Origin of the sequence: Ensifer adhaerens, assembly GCF_020035535.1 — a bacterium.
In the GTDB taxonomy this organism is placed as follows: Bacteria; Pseudomonadota; Alphaproteobacteria; order Rhizobiales; family Rhizobiaceae; genus Ensifer.
In genome coordinates, this window is record NZ_CP083351.1 from 31009 (window position 1) to 48033 (window position 17025).

Annotated in this window: 15 protein-coding genes and 1 pseudogene; 7 read left to right on the forward strand and 9 right to left on the reverse strand. The window is 54.9% G+C overall.

Annotated elements, in window-relative coordinates; genetic code table 11:
- The first annotated feature begins 43 nt into the window (after nt 1-43).
- Nucleotides 44-1273, forward strand: coding sequence for a DUF4238 domain-containing protein (locus LAC81_RS34705; RefSeq protein ID WP_223730759.1), 1230 nt, complete (start codon nt 44-46; stop codon nt 1271-1273).
- Nucleotides 1274-1689: 416 nt separating this feature from the next.
- Here LAC81_RS34705 and LAC81_RS34710 read toward each other — a convergent pair whose 3' ends face one another.
- Entirely contained in the window at nt 1690-2025 is a 336-nt protein-coding gene (locus tag LAC81_RS34710) for a hypothetical protein (protein ID WP_223730760.1), read from the reverse strand.
- Between the two features lie 592 nt (nt 2026-2617).
- A pseudogene (locus tag LAC81_RS38630) lies at nt 2618-2730 on the reverse strand (methyltransferase); the annotation flags it as partial.
- 338 nt (nt 2731-3068) lie between these two features.
- On the opposite strand from LAC81_RS38630, the gene LAC81_RS34720 reads away from it, so the two are divergent.
- From LAC81_RS34720 to LAC81_RS34740, 5 genes are all read left to right on the forward strand, one after another.
- Nucleotides 3069-7139, forward strand: a complete 4071-nt coding sequence (locus tag LAC81_RS34720) for a P-loop NTPase fold protein (RefSeq protein ID WP_223730762.1) — start codon at nt 3069-3071, stop codon at nt 7137-7139.
- Between the two features lie 284 nt (nt 7140-7423).
- Nucleotides 7424-8197: a hypothetical protein gene (locus LAC81_RS34725; RefSeq protein WP_223730763.1), complete on the forward strand. Its 774-nt coding sequence runs from the start codon at nt 7424-7426 to the stop codon at nt 8195-8197.
- Between the two features lie 118 nt (nt 8198-8315).
- Entirely contained in the window at nt 8316-9008 is a 693-nt protein-coding gene (locus tag LAC81_RS34730) for an HNH endonuclease (protein ID WP_223730764.1), read from the forward strand.
- Nucleotides 9005-9646 (forward strand): hypothetical protein, encoded by a 642-nt coding sequence (locus tag LAC81_RS34735; protein WP_223730765.1) that lies wholly within the window; start codon nt 9005-9007, stop codon nt 9644-9646. Before LAC81_RS34730 ends, LAC81_RS34735 begins: the two co-directional genes overlap by 4 nt.
- Nucleotides 9610-9966, forward strand: a complete 357-nt coding sequence (locus LAC81_RS34740) for a nucleotidyltransferase domain-containing protein (protein WP_223730766.1) — start codon at nt 9610-9612, stop codon at nt 9964-9966. The genes LAC81_RS34735 and LAC81_RS34740 overlap by 37 nt, the downstream gene beginning before the upstream one ends.
- 29 nt (nt 9967-9995) lie before the next feature.
- On the opposite strand, the gene LAC81_RS34745 is transcribed toward LAC81_RS34740, so the two are convergent.
- From LAC81_RS34745 to LAC81_RS34760, 4 genes are all read right to left on the reverse strand, one after another.
- Nucleotides 9996-10940, reverse strand: a complete 945-nt coding sequence (locus LAC81_RS34745; protein ID WP_223730767.1) for a DUF2971 domain-containing protein — start codon at nt 10938-10940, stop codon at nt 9996-9998.
- A gap of 7 nt (nt 10941-10947) precedes the next feature.
- A complete protein-coding gene (locus LAC81_RS34750; RefSeq protein ID WP_223730768.1) occupies nt 10948-11853 on the reverse strand; it encodes a DUF4238 domain-containing protein in 906 nt (301 codons plus the stop codon).
- A 909-nt stretch (nt 11854-12762) separates the two neighbouring features.
- Nucleotides 12763-13695, reverse strand: coding sequence for a tyrosine-type recombinase/integrase (locus LAC81_RS34755; protein WP_223726807.1), 933 nt, complete (start codon nt 13693-13695; stop codon nt 12763-12765).
- 174 nt (nt 13696-13869) lie between these two features.
- Complete coding sequence (locus LAC81_RS34760) at nt 13870-14898, reverse strand: porin (RefSeq protein ID WP_223726806.1); 1029 nt, start codon at nt 14896-14898, stop codon at nt 13870-13872.
- A 372-nt stretch (nt 14899-15270) separates the two neighbouring features.
- Here LAC81_RS34760 and LAC81_RS34765 point away from each other — a divergent pair, with 372 nt between their 5' ends.
- On the forward strand, nt 15271-15792 hold the full coding sequence (locus tag LAC81_RS34765) for a hypothetical protein (RefSeq protein ID WP_223730769.1): 522 nt from the start codon (nt 15271-15273) through the stop codon (nt 15790-15792).
- A gap of 195 nt (nt 15793-15987) precedes the next feature.
- Here the strand turns inward: LAC81_RS34765 and LAC81_RS34770 are convergent, their stop codons facing one another.
- The 3 genes from LAC81_RS34770 to LAC81_RS34780 all read right to left on the reverse strand — a co-directional run bounded on the left by LAC81_RS34770 (nt 15988) and on the right by LAC81_RS34780 (nt 17005).
- Nucleotides 15988-16170 carry a hypothetical protein gene (locus LAC81_RS34770; RefSeq protein WP_223730770.1) on the reverse strand — a complete coding sequence of 61 codons (183 nt, stop codon included), beginning with the start codon at nt 16168-16170 and terminating at the stop codon, nt 15988-15990.
- 3 nt (nt 16171-16173) lie between these two features.
- Nucleotides 16174-16395, reverse strand: a complete 222-nt coding sequence (locus LAC81_RS34775) for a hypothetical protein (RefSeq protein ID WP_223730771.1) — start codon at nt 16393-16395, stop codon at nt 16174-16176.
- A gap of 418 nt (nt 16396-16813) precedes the next feature.
- Nucleotides 16814-17005, reverse strand: coding sequence for a hypothetical protein (locus tag LAC81_RS34780; RefSeq protein ID WP_223730772.1), 192 nt, complete (start codon nt 17003-17005; stop codon nt 16814-16816).
- Nucleotides 17006-17025: the final 20 nt, after the last annotated feature.

Here is a 17025-nt window from a genome sequence, read left to right on the forward strand (position 1 = left end):
TCAAAATTGTCGGTGGCAATAGTAGTGAACTGAGCGAGGTAAAATGGCCAACAGAAAACAGCAGCATTTCGTACCGCAGTTCATGTTGCGTCACTTCGCAGCTGACCAAGGACACAAGACGAAGCCGCGGCAAATTAATCTGGTGAATATTTCGAGCGCCAAGATAATTGTCGGCGCCTCGCTAGCAGGCCAGTGTTATCGGGACTACTTTTACGGCAAAGATGGTGTTTTCGAAGAGAGCCTCAGCCAACTCGAGGGCGTGTTCTCGGCTCTTGCGCGCAAGATGATCAACTCATGTTCGATCGATGTACGCGACGGATGGGACCTGATCCTGATGATCTCGCTCCAGAGAGCACGGACTGCTCGCGCTGGTGACGAATTCAATAGCATGGCGGAGAAAATGCTTCGCCTCTACATGCATAACCGGGTAAGCGAAGAAGTCCTTCGGTCCGTCAGGATTGGATTGAAGGAAGTTGCCAATCACAACATATCGACAGCTTTCAAATTGGCTCCGCTGTTGATGGACCTCAAGCAGCTTCTCGTAATAAACCGCACTTCGACGCCCTTCATTATTGCAGATAACCCTGTTGTTTCGACCAACCTGTTCGGTCGAATGAAAGCACCAGATCGTATGGCGGGCCTTACTCGAGCCGGTCTGCAACTCTTCATGCCGCTCTCACCGCAGTTTGGCCTCCTCTTCCACGATCCGAACGTCTACTCCGCGGATGCTCTTGGCAATGTCCTTAGACTCAAAAGTAAGGAGGACGCGTTTCTTCTGAACGAGCTGCAGTGGTTGAACGCATATGAGAACATCTATTTCCCGCCTTCGCTCCTGAAGTCAGATCTTGATGCGTTGGTGGCCATCAAACGTGAGCCAACAGAGCTTTCCAAGATGACCCGCGCAGAGCGTAGAGGAGAAGAAGATGGATTCGTTGTGACGACGAAAGACGAATTCGCAGCGCCGTCGGAGGGCGTGAAATCGGAGCTCGTATTCGTATCAGCTACCACGCTTTCAAAAGATGTGCGTCTGCGTGGGATTCGGATCAGGGATAAGCCGCGATACCATGACGATGGCAGTATGGGCTCTTTCGTTCGAGATCCGATATGGGAGGAAATCGTTCGCGATTTTGCCGACGAAATAACCCACAACAACGCCAAGGCGTCGCAAATCTGGGAGTTCGTCGCAGACCACCCAGACCACGACCGTGTCGGCCCCTGGCTGCAGCGCGCGGCGCGTCGAACAAGCAGAAGGAGAGCTCAACACCCGACCTAGCAATTCTTTGGCCCTCTATGGGTCTTCCTCACTTTGTGTGGAGATCGGCTGATGTCGTTTGGCATTTAACTGTGAGAATGCGGCCGCTTCTTTCACTGTTGGCATTTAATTTGAGATTCCGTGGGCTGAAAGTGTAGCTGCAAAGACCTCCGCAAATGGCGCCCGCAGCCCACCGTCTCTTCTATAGCGTTGCCGAAGCGGGCTCTATTCTCACCCATCATATGGGCACGAAGCATGGAAAGCATCGCCTCGGCTCGTCGATACGCTCATCCGAAAGCGCTTCGTCAATCTCGTCGGGTAGTGGATCGTTCATTCAGAAACACCATCTATTTCGTCGGCGGTTGAATCTCACGTTACGTGCCAAAATCAAAGCGGCAATCTCAAATTAACTGCCAAGTCTCAGATTAAGTGCCAGGCTATCTTATTGAAATTATTGCCGTCGGAGTCTGGCGGTTAAATGCGAAACAACAACCGGCGCGATAGCCGAGGAAGGTCATCGCACCAATGATACCGATGGCCCAGTACCAAGGCTGGCCCGGAAGGTGGAGCCCGTAGAAGTCCAAATAGCTGCCGGTCCGCTTGCCCTGGTCGATGATGACACTGACCTGTTCTGGCGGGATGACACCGCCGGCAACCGGAGAGCCGTCGATCGTCTGGACCAAGTTGACGCCGGGAAGCCCGAACGCGATGGCGCCCAGCAGCGCGCCGATCCCGGCGAAGGCAATTGGCAGAATCCAGTTCCTTACAAACAACACCTGTTGCCCTCAAAGCCCACAATCACTGCGGCGACCGTAGGCAGGATCGTTGAGGGAGGCAACGCTGTCAGAGTGACTGTCCGTGCGACAGCTACCAACAGAATGTTGGCTATCAACACTTTTGTGAGGGGAAGGGAGTTGTCATGTGCGGCGTTACACAGCACACATAGAGTCATCCCCAGATATGGGGATTGGAGCGCCGAGGGAGGGGAACGGTTTTGGAGACCGAGACCCTTCCTCGACTAGCCGCAGTCCCCCAGCGTTTGATGTGCAGTTTGGACCTGCACTGCTGCGCGAACCAGTTACGACACAGCAACAAAACCGTGAATCGTGGCTGGAAAGCAAGCAGGTCAACGAGGTTTTACCGAGTTATCCCGTGGTGATTTGCCCGATTCGGTGTAACCGCGTTGAATAATTGGCTTTTTGCCGACAATCAGTCGCCTGGATTATCCCGCGGAGGTCTCGATTTTGGAGGCCTGTACTTGAAAATCTGCTCGATGGCGTGCTCGTGAACTGTGATCGGATACTGGTAGCCGGGGATTTTCACTCGATACCCGCCACCCTCCTCCACTCGGACCACCTCGCCTCGGCCGGCTGCGAGTTCGGTGAAGACGCCGAGCTCGACCGCGCTGAGCGTGGCTTTGGAGGCCCAGAAGCCCATGCCGAGCGCTGCGTGATGTTGCGCGGCGTCGTTGCGCCCATCGCTCGTCTCCTTGTGAATCCTGTCGTCGAACGGCATCTGAGACTGGGACTAAAACCGAATCGGGTCCGGAGGCGCTGCAAAGCCGAGGACGTCCCGAGGCACCTGCAAGGAAAGTGGAGCGTTTTGCGAGGGGCTGCAATTAATCCAGAAGCACTAGCGGAGAGACCAACCGAAATTGAGTTGACATTATCGTCTCCCGTAAGTTCGCACTTCCCGGCCGCGGCGAACCAATCTTTTGAAGCGGCAGATCTCGTCCTATTGGCTTTCCCATCAATCGCGTCCATTCTAGGTTGCGGTTCCAGAGGGTATTAGTTGGGGCGAATGGATGAACTTAAGCGTGGGAACATTCTATCAACAGAACATGCCGAGTGTTCTGGACAAGGAAGTCTCCGATCTATCAAAAGATGCCTTTGGTCATCACCATTTCGCCAACGCCCTAAGAAGCCTGATCGAAGGTTCTCATCGTCCCCCTTTTAGTATCGGTCTGCTTGGAACCTGGGGCACCGGGAAAAGCACTATCAAGGAGCTATATCTCTCATCCCTAGCTTCCGATTCGACTGGTCCGACTGGGAAGAAGCGAGCGAACCGCTTCCGCCCCATAATCTTCAATGCGTGGAGGTATGGTGGCGATGAGGACATCAAGCGGGCGTTGCTTAGACACGTTTTTCTTCAGCTGGGCGGCGACGACGTTGAACTTCGTCGTAGGCTCTATCAGCAGGTGACTGACTCCGCCCAGACAAGCCGAGGTTTCGGAGAGTGGCTCAAAGAGGCAGTCCTTCAGAATATTGCTTCGGCGGGCCTGTTCCTATTGTTACTAGTGGGCAGTATCGGTGTCATATGGACGGCTTCCTACGGTCTCGGACTCTCCGATCAATGGGGGCTTTCAGTCGTCCTGTCGGTGGCGGCGATTGTTGCCGCATTTTTAGGCAAGTATGTCGTCGATATCCGCCTGAAGTCGCCTACGCTCTTTAACAACCAGACCGTTATTTCCTTTCCCACAACGAGCGCTGAGGAATACGAACGGCTTCTGGTAGACCAAATCAAAAAGTTTCGAGCTGGACGCGAAGGTCGTTCATGCGAACGGCTCGTCATATTTGTCGACGATCTTGATCGACTGTCAGCAGCCGAAATGGTGTCAGGCTTGGATGCCGTACGAACTTTTCTGGAGCTTCCGCTCGGCGACGGATCGGAGAACTTCGGAATCATCTTCGTTATCTCATGCGACGAAGACCGCGTGGCAGATGCACTCTCTCGGGGACGTGGGAGAATCAATCCCGACTTGCCGGGATCTGTTTTCACACGCTCTGACGCACGGCGCTATCTGGACCGACTTTTCCAGTTTCGGCTGGAAATACCGCCTTTCCCAAAGCTAGACATGCGGCAGTTCGCAGAAAAGAAGCTGCGCGAAATGGGTGACATCGCCGCTAGCATTGAAGAAGGCCATGTTACATTGCAGGATGTCGTGGAACGATTGATCCACGTCGGTGTGCAGAGTCCTCGAAATGCTATTCAACTGTTGAATGCATTTACGCAGACTTGGTGGATTGCTATCCAACGCGAGCGTAGCGGGATCGGCTCAAGCGCTCCGGGCGTACTGTACGACGGCGCGGTGTCAAAGCATCCTGTGGCCTTGGCAGCTTTATGTGTTCTGCGCGTCGACTTTCCAGATTTTTACAGTGAGCTGCAAAGACACCCAGAACTAATTCAGGATTTCACCCGAGTTGTCTTCAGAGGTGTGCCATTCAACACTCTTTCGGCAAACTCTCAGCATGCACTGAAGGAATTCCTGGTCGTTCAGGGCAACGAGATCGGACATGACGTTCGGGTCGAACACCGAAACCTCCGTCAGTACCTGTCCAGCCTGCTAGACCTGCGCTGGCCAAGATCTCTTCAACCCCTTCTTCTTCTTGCCCAGGATGCGATTTCTCGGAAATACGGAGATCGGGCTGCCGAGCTACACGACGCATTCGTTTCCGGCGATACGAGAGGGGTGTTAGAGATCTTTGGGCATCATCTGGACAATGCTGTCCTAGACCGAGACGACGTTCGTCTGTTGGAAGATCTTGCTGAAGGCTTGCCAGATGACACTCAGACGCGACGCGTGAGCGCGGCAAGAGTTTTGGCTGCAATTGCTCATAGGATTCCCGCCGACACTCGCAACGGCTTAATGGTGCCTTTGGCGCGCCAGATGATCAGCTTAAAGGACATAAGGACCAACGTTGGACCGACAGCGGCAAGAGAGATCATATCCGCTCTCCCGGCCGCCGATAGGCGCGAGGTAGCCGAGAGCTTTGGCAAAGACCTACTCACGGGCCAAAAACTGGAGTGGCGATTGCCCTCGGGCGAAACGCCTAACCTCGAAGAATTGGTCTCTGATGCCAACGCAGCAGCCGAGCTCGCTCTCGACGTACGTAAGAGCAATGGGCTGTCATCGGCTACCGACGTGCTCCTCAAAGCTTGGTTGCTTGGGCGAGAGGTCCAGTCATCCCAAGGATCGCAGTCAGTTCCTTTCTCACAGCTTGAGAAGTGGATGGAAGAGCACCCAAACCATTTGCTTGACTTGCTGGGTGCTGATTACGCCGACCTGGCCATTGGCGAGTTGGAAAGGAATCCCACCGCTATTCCCGACAAGATGCGTACACTCCAGCGAATTGGCCTGGTGAGTGAAAAACTCGCCGAAGGCGGTCAGGAGAGTCGCGAGGTGTTGTGGGTTCAGGTAACCCGCCTGGTGGCCATGCGAGATCCGCAAGTTTCTTCGGCGGCGTGGAAGGAGGCCGGATTGCGAGCGGCGCTGGCTACGGGCCAGCAAGCACGGGCATTTCTCATCGCATTCGCAAGCCGACTCGAAAAGGAAATGACGGATGCCGACCAATGGGGGTTGGACTGGAACGCCGGCGCGCAACGATTTCTAGATTTGGCTGCCCGGTGGGATGCTTTTATCGACAGTGGGTGCGCGGAGGGTGTGCTCCCGCTGACCCAATCTTGGGGAGAAATCGATGAGACCTCTGCATACATGACAAGGGCTGCAGAGATTCTCCTGCGCCGTGACAGGGATACCTGGGACCGTCTAATAGAACATCTCACCAAGAAAACGTTCGGGGAATTGCCTTGGCCATCCCTGGAATACATCGCTATCAAACTCAGCGAGCTAAACGACATACAAAAGTCCACACTCGCGGACCAGATGAACGCGCTGGTTAATGGCGATACCATCGGGTCAGAAGACGCGGAGAAGTACGCGAAGTTCATAGCCGCCGCACCCGAGGATGCGTGGTCATCTGCACCATTACTTGCGCACTCGAAGGTTTCACGGAGTCGGGTTGTCGCTATGGCGACACGGGTTGAATATCTCTCAGCTATCTTCCCGGCGGCGCGCGCACTACTGAGCAGAGCTCCTAAGGGGCAGACCGCCAACGTTCTGACTCCTCTGTTTGAACAGGCGGCAGGCGCCCCCAGTGTCTATCCGATTCTCCATCGCGAGATGATTGGCAAATGGCCGGAGGAAAACGATCAGACTGGGCCCTATGGCCCTAACGCCATCGCGTCTCGCGCGATCCAGTTCATTAGAGAGAATCCCGCGCTTGAGGGCTCAGGCGATGTCTTTCAATCCGTCGTAGACATGGCTTCTCGAAACGTTGTCACAGAGAGTACCAGCGCCGAACTATCAGGCGCAGCAGTGATCTTGTGGCCCCATTCACCAAGGTCCGTCGTTTCGAGCATCGCGCAGATTGCTTCACTGATGTCTATTGGCGACATTAAGCGACTCCTGACTGGAAATCAGAGCGACAACACGCGGGCGAATATCCAGGCGATCGTTGATGCGCTGTCCGGCGGTGCGGACGAAGCGCGGTGTCTAGCTATCGCGAAGGAGCTCCTCAGCAGCCCGCCTAAACAGATCGATGACATGCCCGATGGGGCACTGAGCGTTTGGCTCTTAGCAGCCCAGAAACATCAAGCGAAAGTCGTTCAAGCTCTTCTAATCGAAGCGGGACTGACTGATGAGCAAAGGGAACGCGTTTTGTCTTATGTAATTGCGCAACGTGAGAAACTCGGGTTGGCGTTCTTTACCGCTATGTTGCCGAGCATTTTGCGAAAAGCGGGAGAACCGAAGTCACTCGGAATCGTTATCAACCGGATCGATAATATCCTCTCCTTGGCGAAAAACAGCGATCAGAGGAGTTCACTCGTTACCGCTCTCGTTCCTACGCTGCAGCAACTTACAGGGGATCATCTTGCAATCATCGCTCGTGCAATCCATGACTTGGGGGGCAAGGGTGCCGTCGAACGAAACACCGAACTACTTGAAACGATGGACGCCAACCAATTGGCAATCCTCGCGCGAGAACTGCCCGGGTCAAAGGCAATTGCACGGCATATTAGTTCTCAAGGAAAAGCAACCGGCGAATAGAAGTATACGGCCCGGGGCAATGTCCTTGCGGTTGCTCGCTCGATGAGAGCAGTCAAGCCGCAGGTGTCGTACGATAGCGCCGGCGACCTTCAGTCTACGGTCGATTGCGATTGGCTGCCGTGCGCTCTTGACGAATCGAGGCGCCGACACGATGTTTCTATTTGGACCGTGGCTCCAAACGTGTCGCCAAGTTAAAAGCCACTCCTTATCAAGTGTGCACGCCGAACCCCATCCTCGGCTGCTGATTAAATGGCGTCCGGCTGCCGATGCGATGAGGTTTCGCCATGCACTTGCTTGTCCATGAATCCAATCTGCCTTCGATCAAAGAAAGCCTGAGAAAGGCCCATACTTGCACGCAGCCAACCCACCGCACGGAAGCGGCTGCAAAGGCTCTCGGTTTCTTCACTTATGCAAGCTTCCGGAGCTCACTGAAGACTGGCGTTGTACCGGTGAGCGTCGACGATGAGGTTTATTGCTCCAGTCTTGCCGTGCCAACGAAAACGGAGGGGGGTAAGCCTGTTCGAGTTCTCTCGCGAGCTGTTGCTCGCGCCATGCTTCGCAAGGTGCTCGACGAACAACCGGAACTGACACTGCGTGGCTTTGATGCAGGGTGGCTCGGAAGTCGCGACGAATTGCGTAAGCCGAGAGATGAGCGTGAAGCCCTTTTTGCGGAGAGGCGACGGGAAGCTTATGACGATGACTGGGCCGCAGACCAATTCGAACTGGCTCTGGTTTTCCTTTCACGGCAGGTCATCATTAAATCGCTCAACCGAAAAGTGGGAAGTTATGGTCTGAAGCATCGCGCTGAAGATCTGTCACGATCATACGGCCTGTTCACGCATCTCGGAGACTATGTTTCCAACGGCATGCTTATCGCCGCGGCCTATGCGACGGGCTTCACCGTGAGGCGCGCTGCATTCGATTCTTACAATGCTTATCTGAACATCTCCATGCACACGCTAAAAGAGTCGCAAGGTGGCGGAAGAAGCACGCGCGAAGAGAGGCGCGCCATCGTCCGCTCCATGTATGCGCCGACGGTCCCCTTTAAAGCAGCGTAAGCGGAAACGGCGGCGGGAACCGAAGAAAACCGGTTCCTGCCCGGTTCTGACAAGGAGCTCACTTGATTACTTGAGATATCGATGCGATCTCGGTCGCATCGGATTTCAGGACCCTTCCATGGCAGCTCGAAAACACATTCCCAACGAAACCAAACTCCGGCTCTTTTCGGAAGCTTCGGGGCATTGCCAACGTCCCCAGTGCCTTGAGACGCTTTTCCCGGCCGAATTGGGCGGGGACAAGCATATCGCTGAGATGGCTCATGTGATCCCGCACGGGAAAGACGGACCGCGTCATGCAGAGCGGCCTGATGGAGAGTTTGAGGCCGATACTTTCGAAAACCTCATACTGTTGTGTCCCACCTGTCATACGATCGTGGACAAGGATCCTGGCGCACATCCACGAAATACCTTGTTGGACTGGAAGGCGAACCATATTTCCGCGTTGGCACGCAAGATAGGCATCCACGCTTACGAAGACCGCGGCCAAGTGCGAGACGCCGTGGTTGCGGCCATGGAGGAAAACAAGGCGGTATGGAGAAAGTTCGCGCCCACCGAAGGATCGGATTTCGAATACAATCCCGAGTCTGAGGCGGCGAAGACTTGGACCCACAGGATGAGAAGCGTCATTCTGCCGAACCATTTTCGCATTCAGGACATCATCCTCGCAAACCTTCATCATGCCACGGGGGAGGAGCGGGAGGCTTTTGGGCAGTACCAGGAACATGTCAGGGGCCTCTCCGAGCGTCATGTTTGCGGCGTTAATGGCAGAGCCATCCGCTACCCTGAAAAGATGGACGGAATCTTCGCATGACCTGGCAGGTTAAGTTCGCTCGGAGCATCGTCACGGAAATTGCGGGAGTGACATCCGTAGAGCCTGAGGGGGGTGAAGCCCTCAGGATCACGATGCAGGATCAGCCTGACGTCTTGGCCGTTATCTCTCCCGCCCATAGGGTGAACGCCGAGGCGGCGGCGCGCTACCACGACGAATACCCTGACATGGATTTTCTCTGCGGATACAGGACGTCCTGCCTTTGGGAAGGCGACGCAATCAGATACCTGGAAGGCAACAATATAGGCTGGGGTACCATTGGCACACTCAACTCGGCTCTTCCAAAGGGCTCCGTCAATTCGGCCGCCCACAAGGATTTCTTCTTCTCGGACCGGGCCCTGAGGCAGTCGCGAGATGTTGCGAACGTCTTTCGGGAATTCGATCAGGTCCACACGGTAACGCTCGTCAGCGGGCGTGCGCTCAGAATCGGTATGATCATGAAATACGAACCGACAGCCGACAGTGTCCGCACCCTTTGGGATCAGTTCGGCGCCGTCGACATTGCTTGGAATATCAATCCGAATGGGAAGCCCACTCCAGAGGCCATCGAAGCCGGACGCGAACTGGGATGCGAGGTGGTCCAGTGGGACGACTTGAAGGCGATTATGAAGAAGGGGTGATGTCGGCGGCTGATGTGGCGCGTCACCTTCTCAAAACCTGCGGTTCCTTGCGCGACTTTCAATCCTACATGTTTGGATCATCGCTGTTCGGCATCGGCAGTGACTACGATATTCTCATTGTCGGACCGTCGGGCGAACCTCTGTCACGGCTTAAGGCGGAGATCGGAATTGCAGGTGAGGAATTGCCTCTGGATGTTCTGTATATGTTGCCGTCGGAAGCAGAAAAGACGGGATTCGTCGTCAACGAAGGATGCGTTACGCTGTCTCAGGTGGCCGATTGCGAGCAGAGCGAGCCTGTCGCAAACGATAAAGGAGTTTAATGTCGGCCACTCCGCAGTTATCGGCTGGACTATATGTCCTCCAACACAAAGCCAACTGTCATTCGCTGCGGCGTTGTTCGTTGAAGCTTTGCATGTGGGTACTTTCTTGTGAGCACGTCACGAACGCGAGCGACCGTGTCGTCTGATGCCTTGGCTCCCACGATCACCGATGTGACAGCATCAGGTGGGAAGGATCGCAAGTGGATTTTTTCGGCACCTAGATCAACAGTCCTTTCTATCTGTTTCATAGAGCAATTTATGCGCCATTCCCGTTCGTATGCCCAATCCGTTGCTTTTGATGAAAACGCCGCTTGCAAATCATCAAAGAGCTCGTCGTTCTGGTCGTCCAGATACTTGATCTTCTGCAGTTTCGACTCCGCCGGATCCTTGTCGTTCTTGAACCACGGGTGGTCTGTGCTGAATGCGACCACCAAGCCCGTATGATTTCCGCCGTAATGCGCCCACATCGCGGCAATGTCGTAGCGCTCTGATAGCGAGAAACACAGGAGGATTGAGCCAATTTCCGTCAGAAATTCTTCTGGTGATTTAACCAAGTCAAGACCGCCAGAAAACGTCTCAACGAACGCGTTCATTTGAGATCGCATGAGCTGCTCTACGGATATCCCGTGTTGCTGCTTCAGCATTTCTCTGACGAAAGTGGTCGGAATATTTAATCCCGCCTTAGCCAAGCTTCGTTGGATCTGCTGGTCGATATAGTCAGGCGTTATTGCTGCGAGAGTCGCGCCCCTCATCATTGCTATGAATTTTGGACCGGCGAAGCGCCGAAAGGTTTTACGGACTTCAAAGGAGTCGTTCGTGTCGAGAAGATGCGTGAATCGTACCATGCCACCCTCGAGCACGTCCGCAACACGGTCTGCTATCATATACTTGTAGAGAACTGGCGGCGGGGGGGCGGATAGCTTGAAGTCTTCTGGCTTGAACAGATCTGGAATGGTGGGCATTACGTCGGACATCTACCGCTCACAAGGAATCAAACTTCTCCGCCCAATATTTTAGGATCGTAGGCGAAGACGCAATGGCCTCTTCTGATCGAGCTATTTGCTCCAAGTTGACCTGCTCAACTTCCTGTGGCGTAGCGACACTGCGGAGCCGAGCAGGTTCATCTGCGTTTTTAGGAGGGGTGCATAACAGAGCAACGTCTTTACTCAATGGCACGCTGAAGCCGAAGGAAAGACCCTCATTTGGTAAGGGATTACTCCCCAGGATGAATTCGCTGCCGGTAGGAACGTCGACCAAACGAAGATCCATCTCGTAGATGCATTGGGCTACAGGAAACCGTGCCAGCAGAGCGTCGGTTTGCGGTAACATAGGGTCGAATGGTGACATCGCTTCAGCGTGCTCCGCAGTAGCGAGAATTGTTTCTTGTGGTGATGCCAGAAGATATCGAAAACTCTCTTCATCGATTCCGACGCCGAACTTTCCCTGCAGGTGCTCATTGAAAGCGTCGAGGTCTGAGTAATCGTGAGCTGTGGCAAGTTCCAACGTGAAAGCCGAGGCTAGAGGCTTATATCGATTCAAGACGTTGGGATGGCGGCTGGTCGCGAGACCTAACCAGACACAAAGCGAGCCCCAGTCGTCATCGCTTAGAACAGTCTGGGTAGGTAGAGACCGGACGATTAGCTTGGAAGCAAGTCCTTCCCATTGCGACAATTGGTCTTCCACCTCATCAGTGGGGCGCCAGCCCTCATCGAAGGCCAGATACGTCCAATCAGAAGTCATGGTGTCAGCCAAGGAAGCCTGCACATAACGACCACGTTTTGTTTTGAAAAGGCGGCCGCCAGGACCGCAGAAGTGCTTCTGCCAGAACCGCGGTACGAAGTGATGGTTATGCTTTTCGAATTTCGGCGGCTTGCTGAAATCTATCACCGTGTTCGCTCCCCGGGTGCCTCAATAACTCCGATCAAAATCGCTATCAGAGCGAGGCTGCAAATATCAAGTAGACTGTCAGAACAACCTCGAGTTGGCGTTTTGGGACGACTTCTACTACACGTTCCAAGTCCGCAATGACCTGATTTATGCCGTAGCACGAGGTATTGATTGGCCGCCTTTGCGCCTGTTGCGGGGATGTTCACGTTCTGTACGTCTAGGATCGCATAATGTATCAACGGGAATAAGAAGATGGGCTACGGCCCGCTAGCAGGTTAGGGACCTAAAGCGACAGGAGGTGAGGCTTTAAGACGTCCACTGTTTCCGTAAGGCCGTTCGGCTCCATATTTAAAAGCAGGATATCTGCGGTTTTTTCCGGCTTTCTGAAGCGCTCTCTCATACGGCTAATCGCTGCACGCTCTGCCGGCATCCAAGGCGATAGTATCAGCAATAGAGGCATCCGCGACTTCGCTTCAAGGTTCAGTCCGGGGAGCAAAACCCTCGGGGAAATCTTTCAGATTCTCGGTGACGATTACCGCAGCCTGCGTTTTCAGAGCGGCTGCAACTACATGCGCGTCGTTGTCGTCAAGAAGACCGTCACGATTGCCGCCAGAGTTCCGCTGCAGCCAGATGGCATGACCGAAGAGTCAGGCTTCCGTCACTCAATCCTTTTGCGGAATTGATCTGCGATATGCCGGACCGGTCGATCGGAGCCTTTGCCGTAACGCGGAATATCGCACCAGGTGCAGACCCGATCGAAACGCGATGAGATTTCCATGACTGCTAGTCAGAATCGGAAGGTTTTCCGCATCTGACTGGGTCTGTTCTCATCTCGATCTCAGCGCCGGGTGAGAACGAATCCGGCCTCATTGGACGAGCTCGAGCGGGGTTTGGAGAGAGGTGTGCGGGTTATTTCAAATGGCGTTCAAGCACCGGCACGCACATGTCGAGATCGTGTGAGGCGAGGTGTGCGTAACGCATGGTCATTTCAAGAGTCTGGTGACCGAGCCACATTTGAACTCGCCGAAGGTCGATGCCGCCACGCACGAGACGAGACGCGCACGTATGCCGCAGGACGTGTGGAACGATATCCTCTTCATCGCCCAGCCCGGCGTCTAGCTTGGCTGCATTCCAGACCGCGCGATATTTTTGAGGGTCGACCGATGAGAACGGTCCGGGAGATCTATCAGCAAGTGCGTCCATTGCGTCTTTTGCCCTGGAAGTCAGCGGTACCGTGCGGCTGCGACCAGATTTGGTGACCCAGAAGGTCACTCTGCCCTCATAAATGTCATTCCATTTCAGAGCGATGGATTCGCCGAGGCGGGCGCCGGTGTCCACCAGGAAAATGGAAAGCTGCAAATAGAGATCTGAACGACTGCCGATCTGTCGAAACAACGCTTCTTCTTCGGCTGCCTCCAGGAATCGCAGGCGACCGGCTCTCTCTTTTTGCCGCCTGAACTCTGGTAAGCTGTGGATGTCTCCCATCTTGTACGCTTTCCGCAGCAACTTACTCAGCGCCGCCATCTTCCTGTTGATGGTTGCGTTGCTGTTGCCACGTTTGCGTAGCGCGCCGATGAGGCTGTCGAGCATGTCTTGTGAGAAGGTGGTGAACCTGACGCCGATCAAAATCTCGTCCAGTTCGCCGACGAAGGCTTTTACGTTATATTTGTGGCTGCCCTCTTCCCACAATATATCGGCATAGCGCTGAAGCAGTTCACCCAGTGTGGTTTCTTTCACCACGCCGACTGGGCGTTGCGGGCTGAAACTATAGCTGACCTCATATCCCGAACGCATATCCGGAAAGTTGAAGCCGTCCGCCTGTTTTTCAGCGTCCCGTCCCACGCTCGCAGTTCCCCCTCATTCTCGCGAATGAGGCCGAGAAACCGGCTGCGTTCAAGCCAGCGCTTTCACCTTTGGGCGATTTCAGCGACTCGAAGCAGGTAAACGTTGCGAAACAGCAACAGCCCGCAACTCTTCCGAGTTGCGGGCTTCGCTTCTGACCGAGGTCAGACGATCTTAGAAGTCGCGCTGCAGGCGGACGAAGCCGAGAACCTGGTCGTCAGCGTTGTCAGCATCTTCATACTGAACCGAAACGCGGGTCGCGAGGCCTTCGGTGATCTTGTAGTCGACCGTCAGACCAGCGCGCCACATGTCGTCGTTGCCGAAGCTGGTGAGCGAGTCCTGCAGGCTACCCCAGTACTGAACGCCGGGGGTGATAGCGAGCTTGTCGGTGGCGTTCCAACGGTACGAAGCAGCAACCGACCACTCGGAAGCAGCCCAGTAAGCGTTCGGGTCGGAAGCCCAGATGCCAGCAACCTGGAAGACGCCCGGGCCGAGGTCAGCCGAGAGCAGAGCGCGGATTGCGCCTTCTTCGAATTCAGAGTCGTAGCCGCCGAGCAGGTCGAAGGAAACGCCGCCGAGCGAAGCCGAAACGATACCCTGGACGCCAATGCCGTTCGGCTTGGTGGAGAGGCCTTCGAGTTCGTCGATGGCGATACCAGCCTGGAACGAGCCGCCGTCATAGAGGTAGGCGATCGAGTTGAATTCGGTGTTGTTGCCGATCGAGTCGGTTTCGCCGTTCAGGCCCTCATCCCACCAGCTGTAGAAGAAGCCGGCCTTCAGGCCGCCCAGCTGGATGTAGGCTTCGTCGACGTCGATGCGGCTGTCGCCAGCGTCGGTGTCGTTGTCGGCGTTGAACTCAGCAGCGAAGAAGCCGGTGAGCGTGCCGTACTCGGTGTCGCTCTTGGCGTCGAACGAGATGTAAGCGCGCGAGAAGGCATCCCAGTCAGACGTGCCAGCCGGGCCCCAGCCCTGACGACCGTTGACTTCGTTTTCACCAAACGAGGTCTGGAAACGGATGAAGCCGCCGATCTTGAGGCAGGTTTCGGTGCCCGGGATGTAGAAGTAGCCAGTGCCGAAAGCGTCGCAAACGCGAACGTATTCCATGGGCTCCGGCTCGGCTGCGACGATGGCGTCGGCTGCCTGTGCGCCGGAAACTGCTGCGAGAGCTGCAGCGGAGCCGAGAAGAAGGCTCTTGATGTTCATTTCTGACCTCCAGACAAAATCAGGTGCGCCGCGAGCGTTTGCAAAGGTGATTTGGGAGCGTCAGAGAGGACCACGCGACAATGTGAACTTGTCGCCGCAGGAAAGGCGGAGCGTAAACAGCGTACCTGATTTTTGGTCCAATACCGTTGCGTCGAGTTCCATCGCGCCCCGGGTTGCGGAAACGTCGACTCCACCGCCAGATATCCACCCGCGGACCCCGCTCAGGCCTCCTGCGCCAGGTTGGCGCCGATCGGTCTTGTCTTTATAAAAATATCTAAAGAATGTGCATTTCTCGGTGTGATACCTTTTCCTGTGTTGCGCTCCAAGAACGCCAGGTGACTGATGGGCTGCAGAAGACCTCTAGTAATCGCGTTGAACGCCATACTTCTAACCGCGGTTAGCCCTGTGAAGGCAAGTAGCGGGCAGGGTCTGCCGCCTATTCGGCAGCTTTTCGGTGTCGAGCTTGGGGCCAATGTCGGTCAATACCAGGCTGTGGGGGAAGCAGTGATGGAGGCCGAACTGAATGCACCTGAGTGGGTTCAGCGAATTGTTCCTCCGGAACCGAATTCCCTGTTTAGCCAATACGAGGTTCTGTTCAATTCAGAGACAAGAGAGATATACCAAGTAAGAGCGCAAAGCACGCTCTCAAGAATTAAATGTGAAGCAACCGTGCATATCCTGTCTGGCGTATTAAAGAAGAAATACGAAGGATATGACTTTTTAGAACTGGAAGGCCATTTTGCAGTAGATGATGGGAGTTCATCAATTATGCCATCTTATCAGCTCGTTTGTACTGGCGGCAAAATGCTGATGTGGCTTATCGATGTTGAGGCACACGGGCTGCACGTCAAACAAAACAAGGATAGGTCGCCCGTCAGCACCAACGGGCTTTGATTTAGATCGCGCCTTGAGCGTGTTTCGATCGCCCGCGCCAGCTCGACCGTCTTCCGTGGCTTCCCTTCTCCGAGGTTTTCCGAAACGCACCCGGCGGAAATCGCACCTCTAGGCGCGTAGCAGACCCGCGCACAGCTGATAGGAAAGGGGCGGGCGGGCCGACATCGCTCTCCGACAGGTTAATGTGTTCCGCGCTCACTTGATCGCCCAGTCTATCAGGGCATCGTCCTCTTCATCCGCTGTCATTTCGCGGATTTCCCATTGACCGCTACGCCAGCGCCGCCAATAGAACTTGCCCTCCCTGCCGGCTTGATGCCATGCAGTCCAGCCAAGCATTCCCATCGCAAGGTTCTGAATAGCGTCCCGCATGGTACCCATAGCTCAGGCGTCCGGAACCAAGATGTCTTCGCGGATCAGTCTCGCCAGCTCGTCTTCGTTCGTTACGCCGAACTCACACCAGCTCACCAACAATTTTGCGGTGCGACTGCCTTCCCGGCTGTCGGCGAGATGTCCCCGCTCGTCACACCAGTCACGCAAGATCCGGCGAAGCACGACGATCGTTTCTGAACTCACTGCCTCTTTTGGCCAATCCGTCTTCCACATTCCCACCTTCCCCCTCTAAAACAACGTCCTCTGTGCCCCACCCACACGGTGTGAATCCCGGTTTTCTAATGCTGAGTGCTCCGATAGACATTGCCACGCACCGGCTCCAGTGTGCCTGGACCTCCGCACTTGTACGGAGGTCCAAGCCTGCGCGGTTGAAAATGGAGGAATTGCGCGGCAATAGAACCAACACGTTTTCATCTCTAACTTGTGTTTTTATGGTGCGCAATTTCAAGTAAATAATTGCAATTGCCCGACTGGAATTCAATAAAATTCTAAAAGTCGCAGCTAATCAATTGGGGTTACTCTCGAGCCAGACGGTTTCTGTTGGAGCGTTGCGAAACGCAATTGCAGCCGGCTGCCTGATAACCTACTCGGCCCCGACCTTGAGATCCGGACATGGATGCCTGCGTCTCGGTCACTTTGAGCCTGCCCGGATCTTTCTGGCCACGTCGCTGTTTTCGCCGCAGCATTCCGTGACGATTTTCAAACAGCGTTGCCGCTCCATTGCAATCGCTTCGGCAACCATTAAGGCGGGGTCGCGTTGTCCGCGTACAAGGTGACGGGCAGAAAGGCTCCAAGCTGCTATGGATATTTCGTCTGGGATCATCATCTTTCTCATTTGATCGG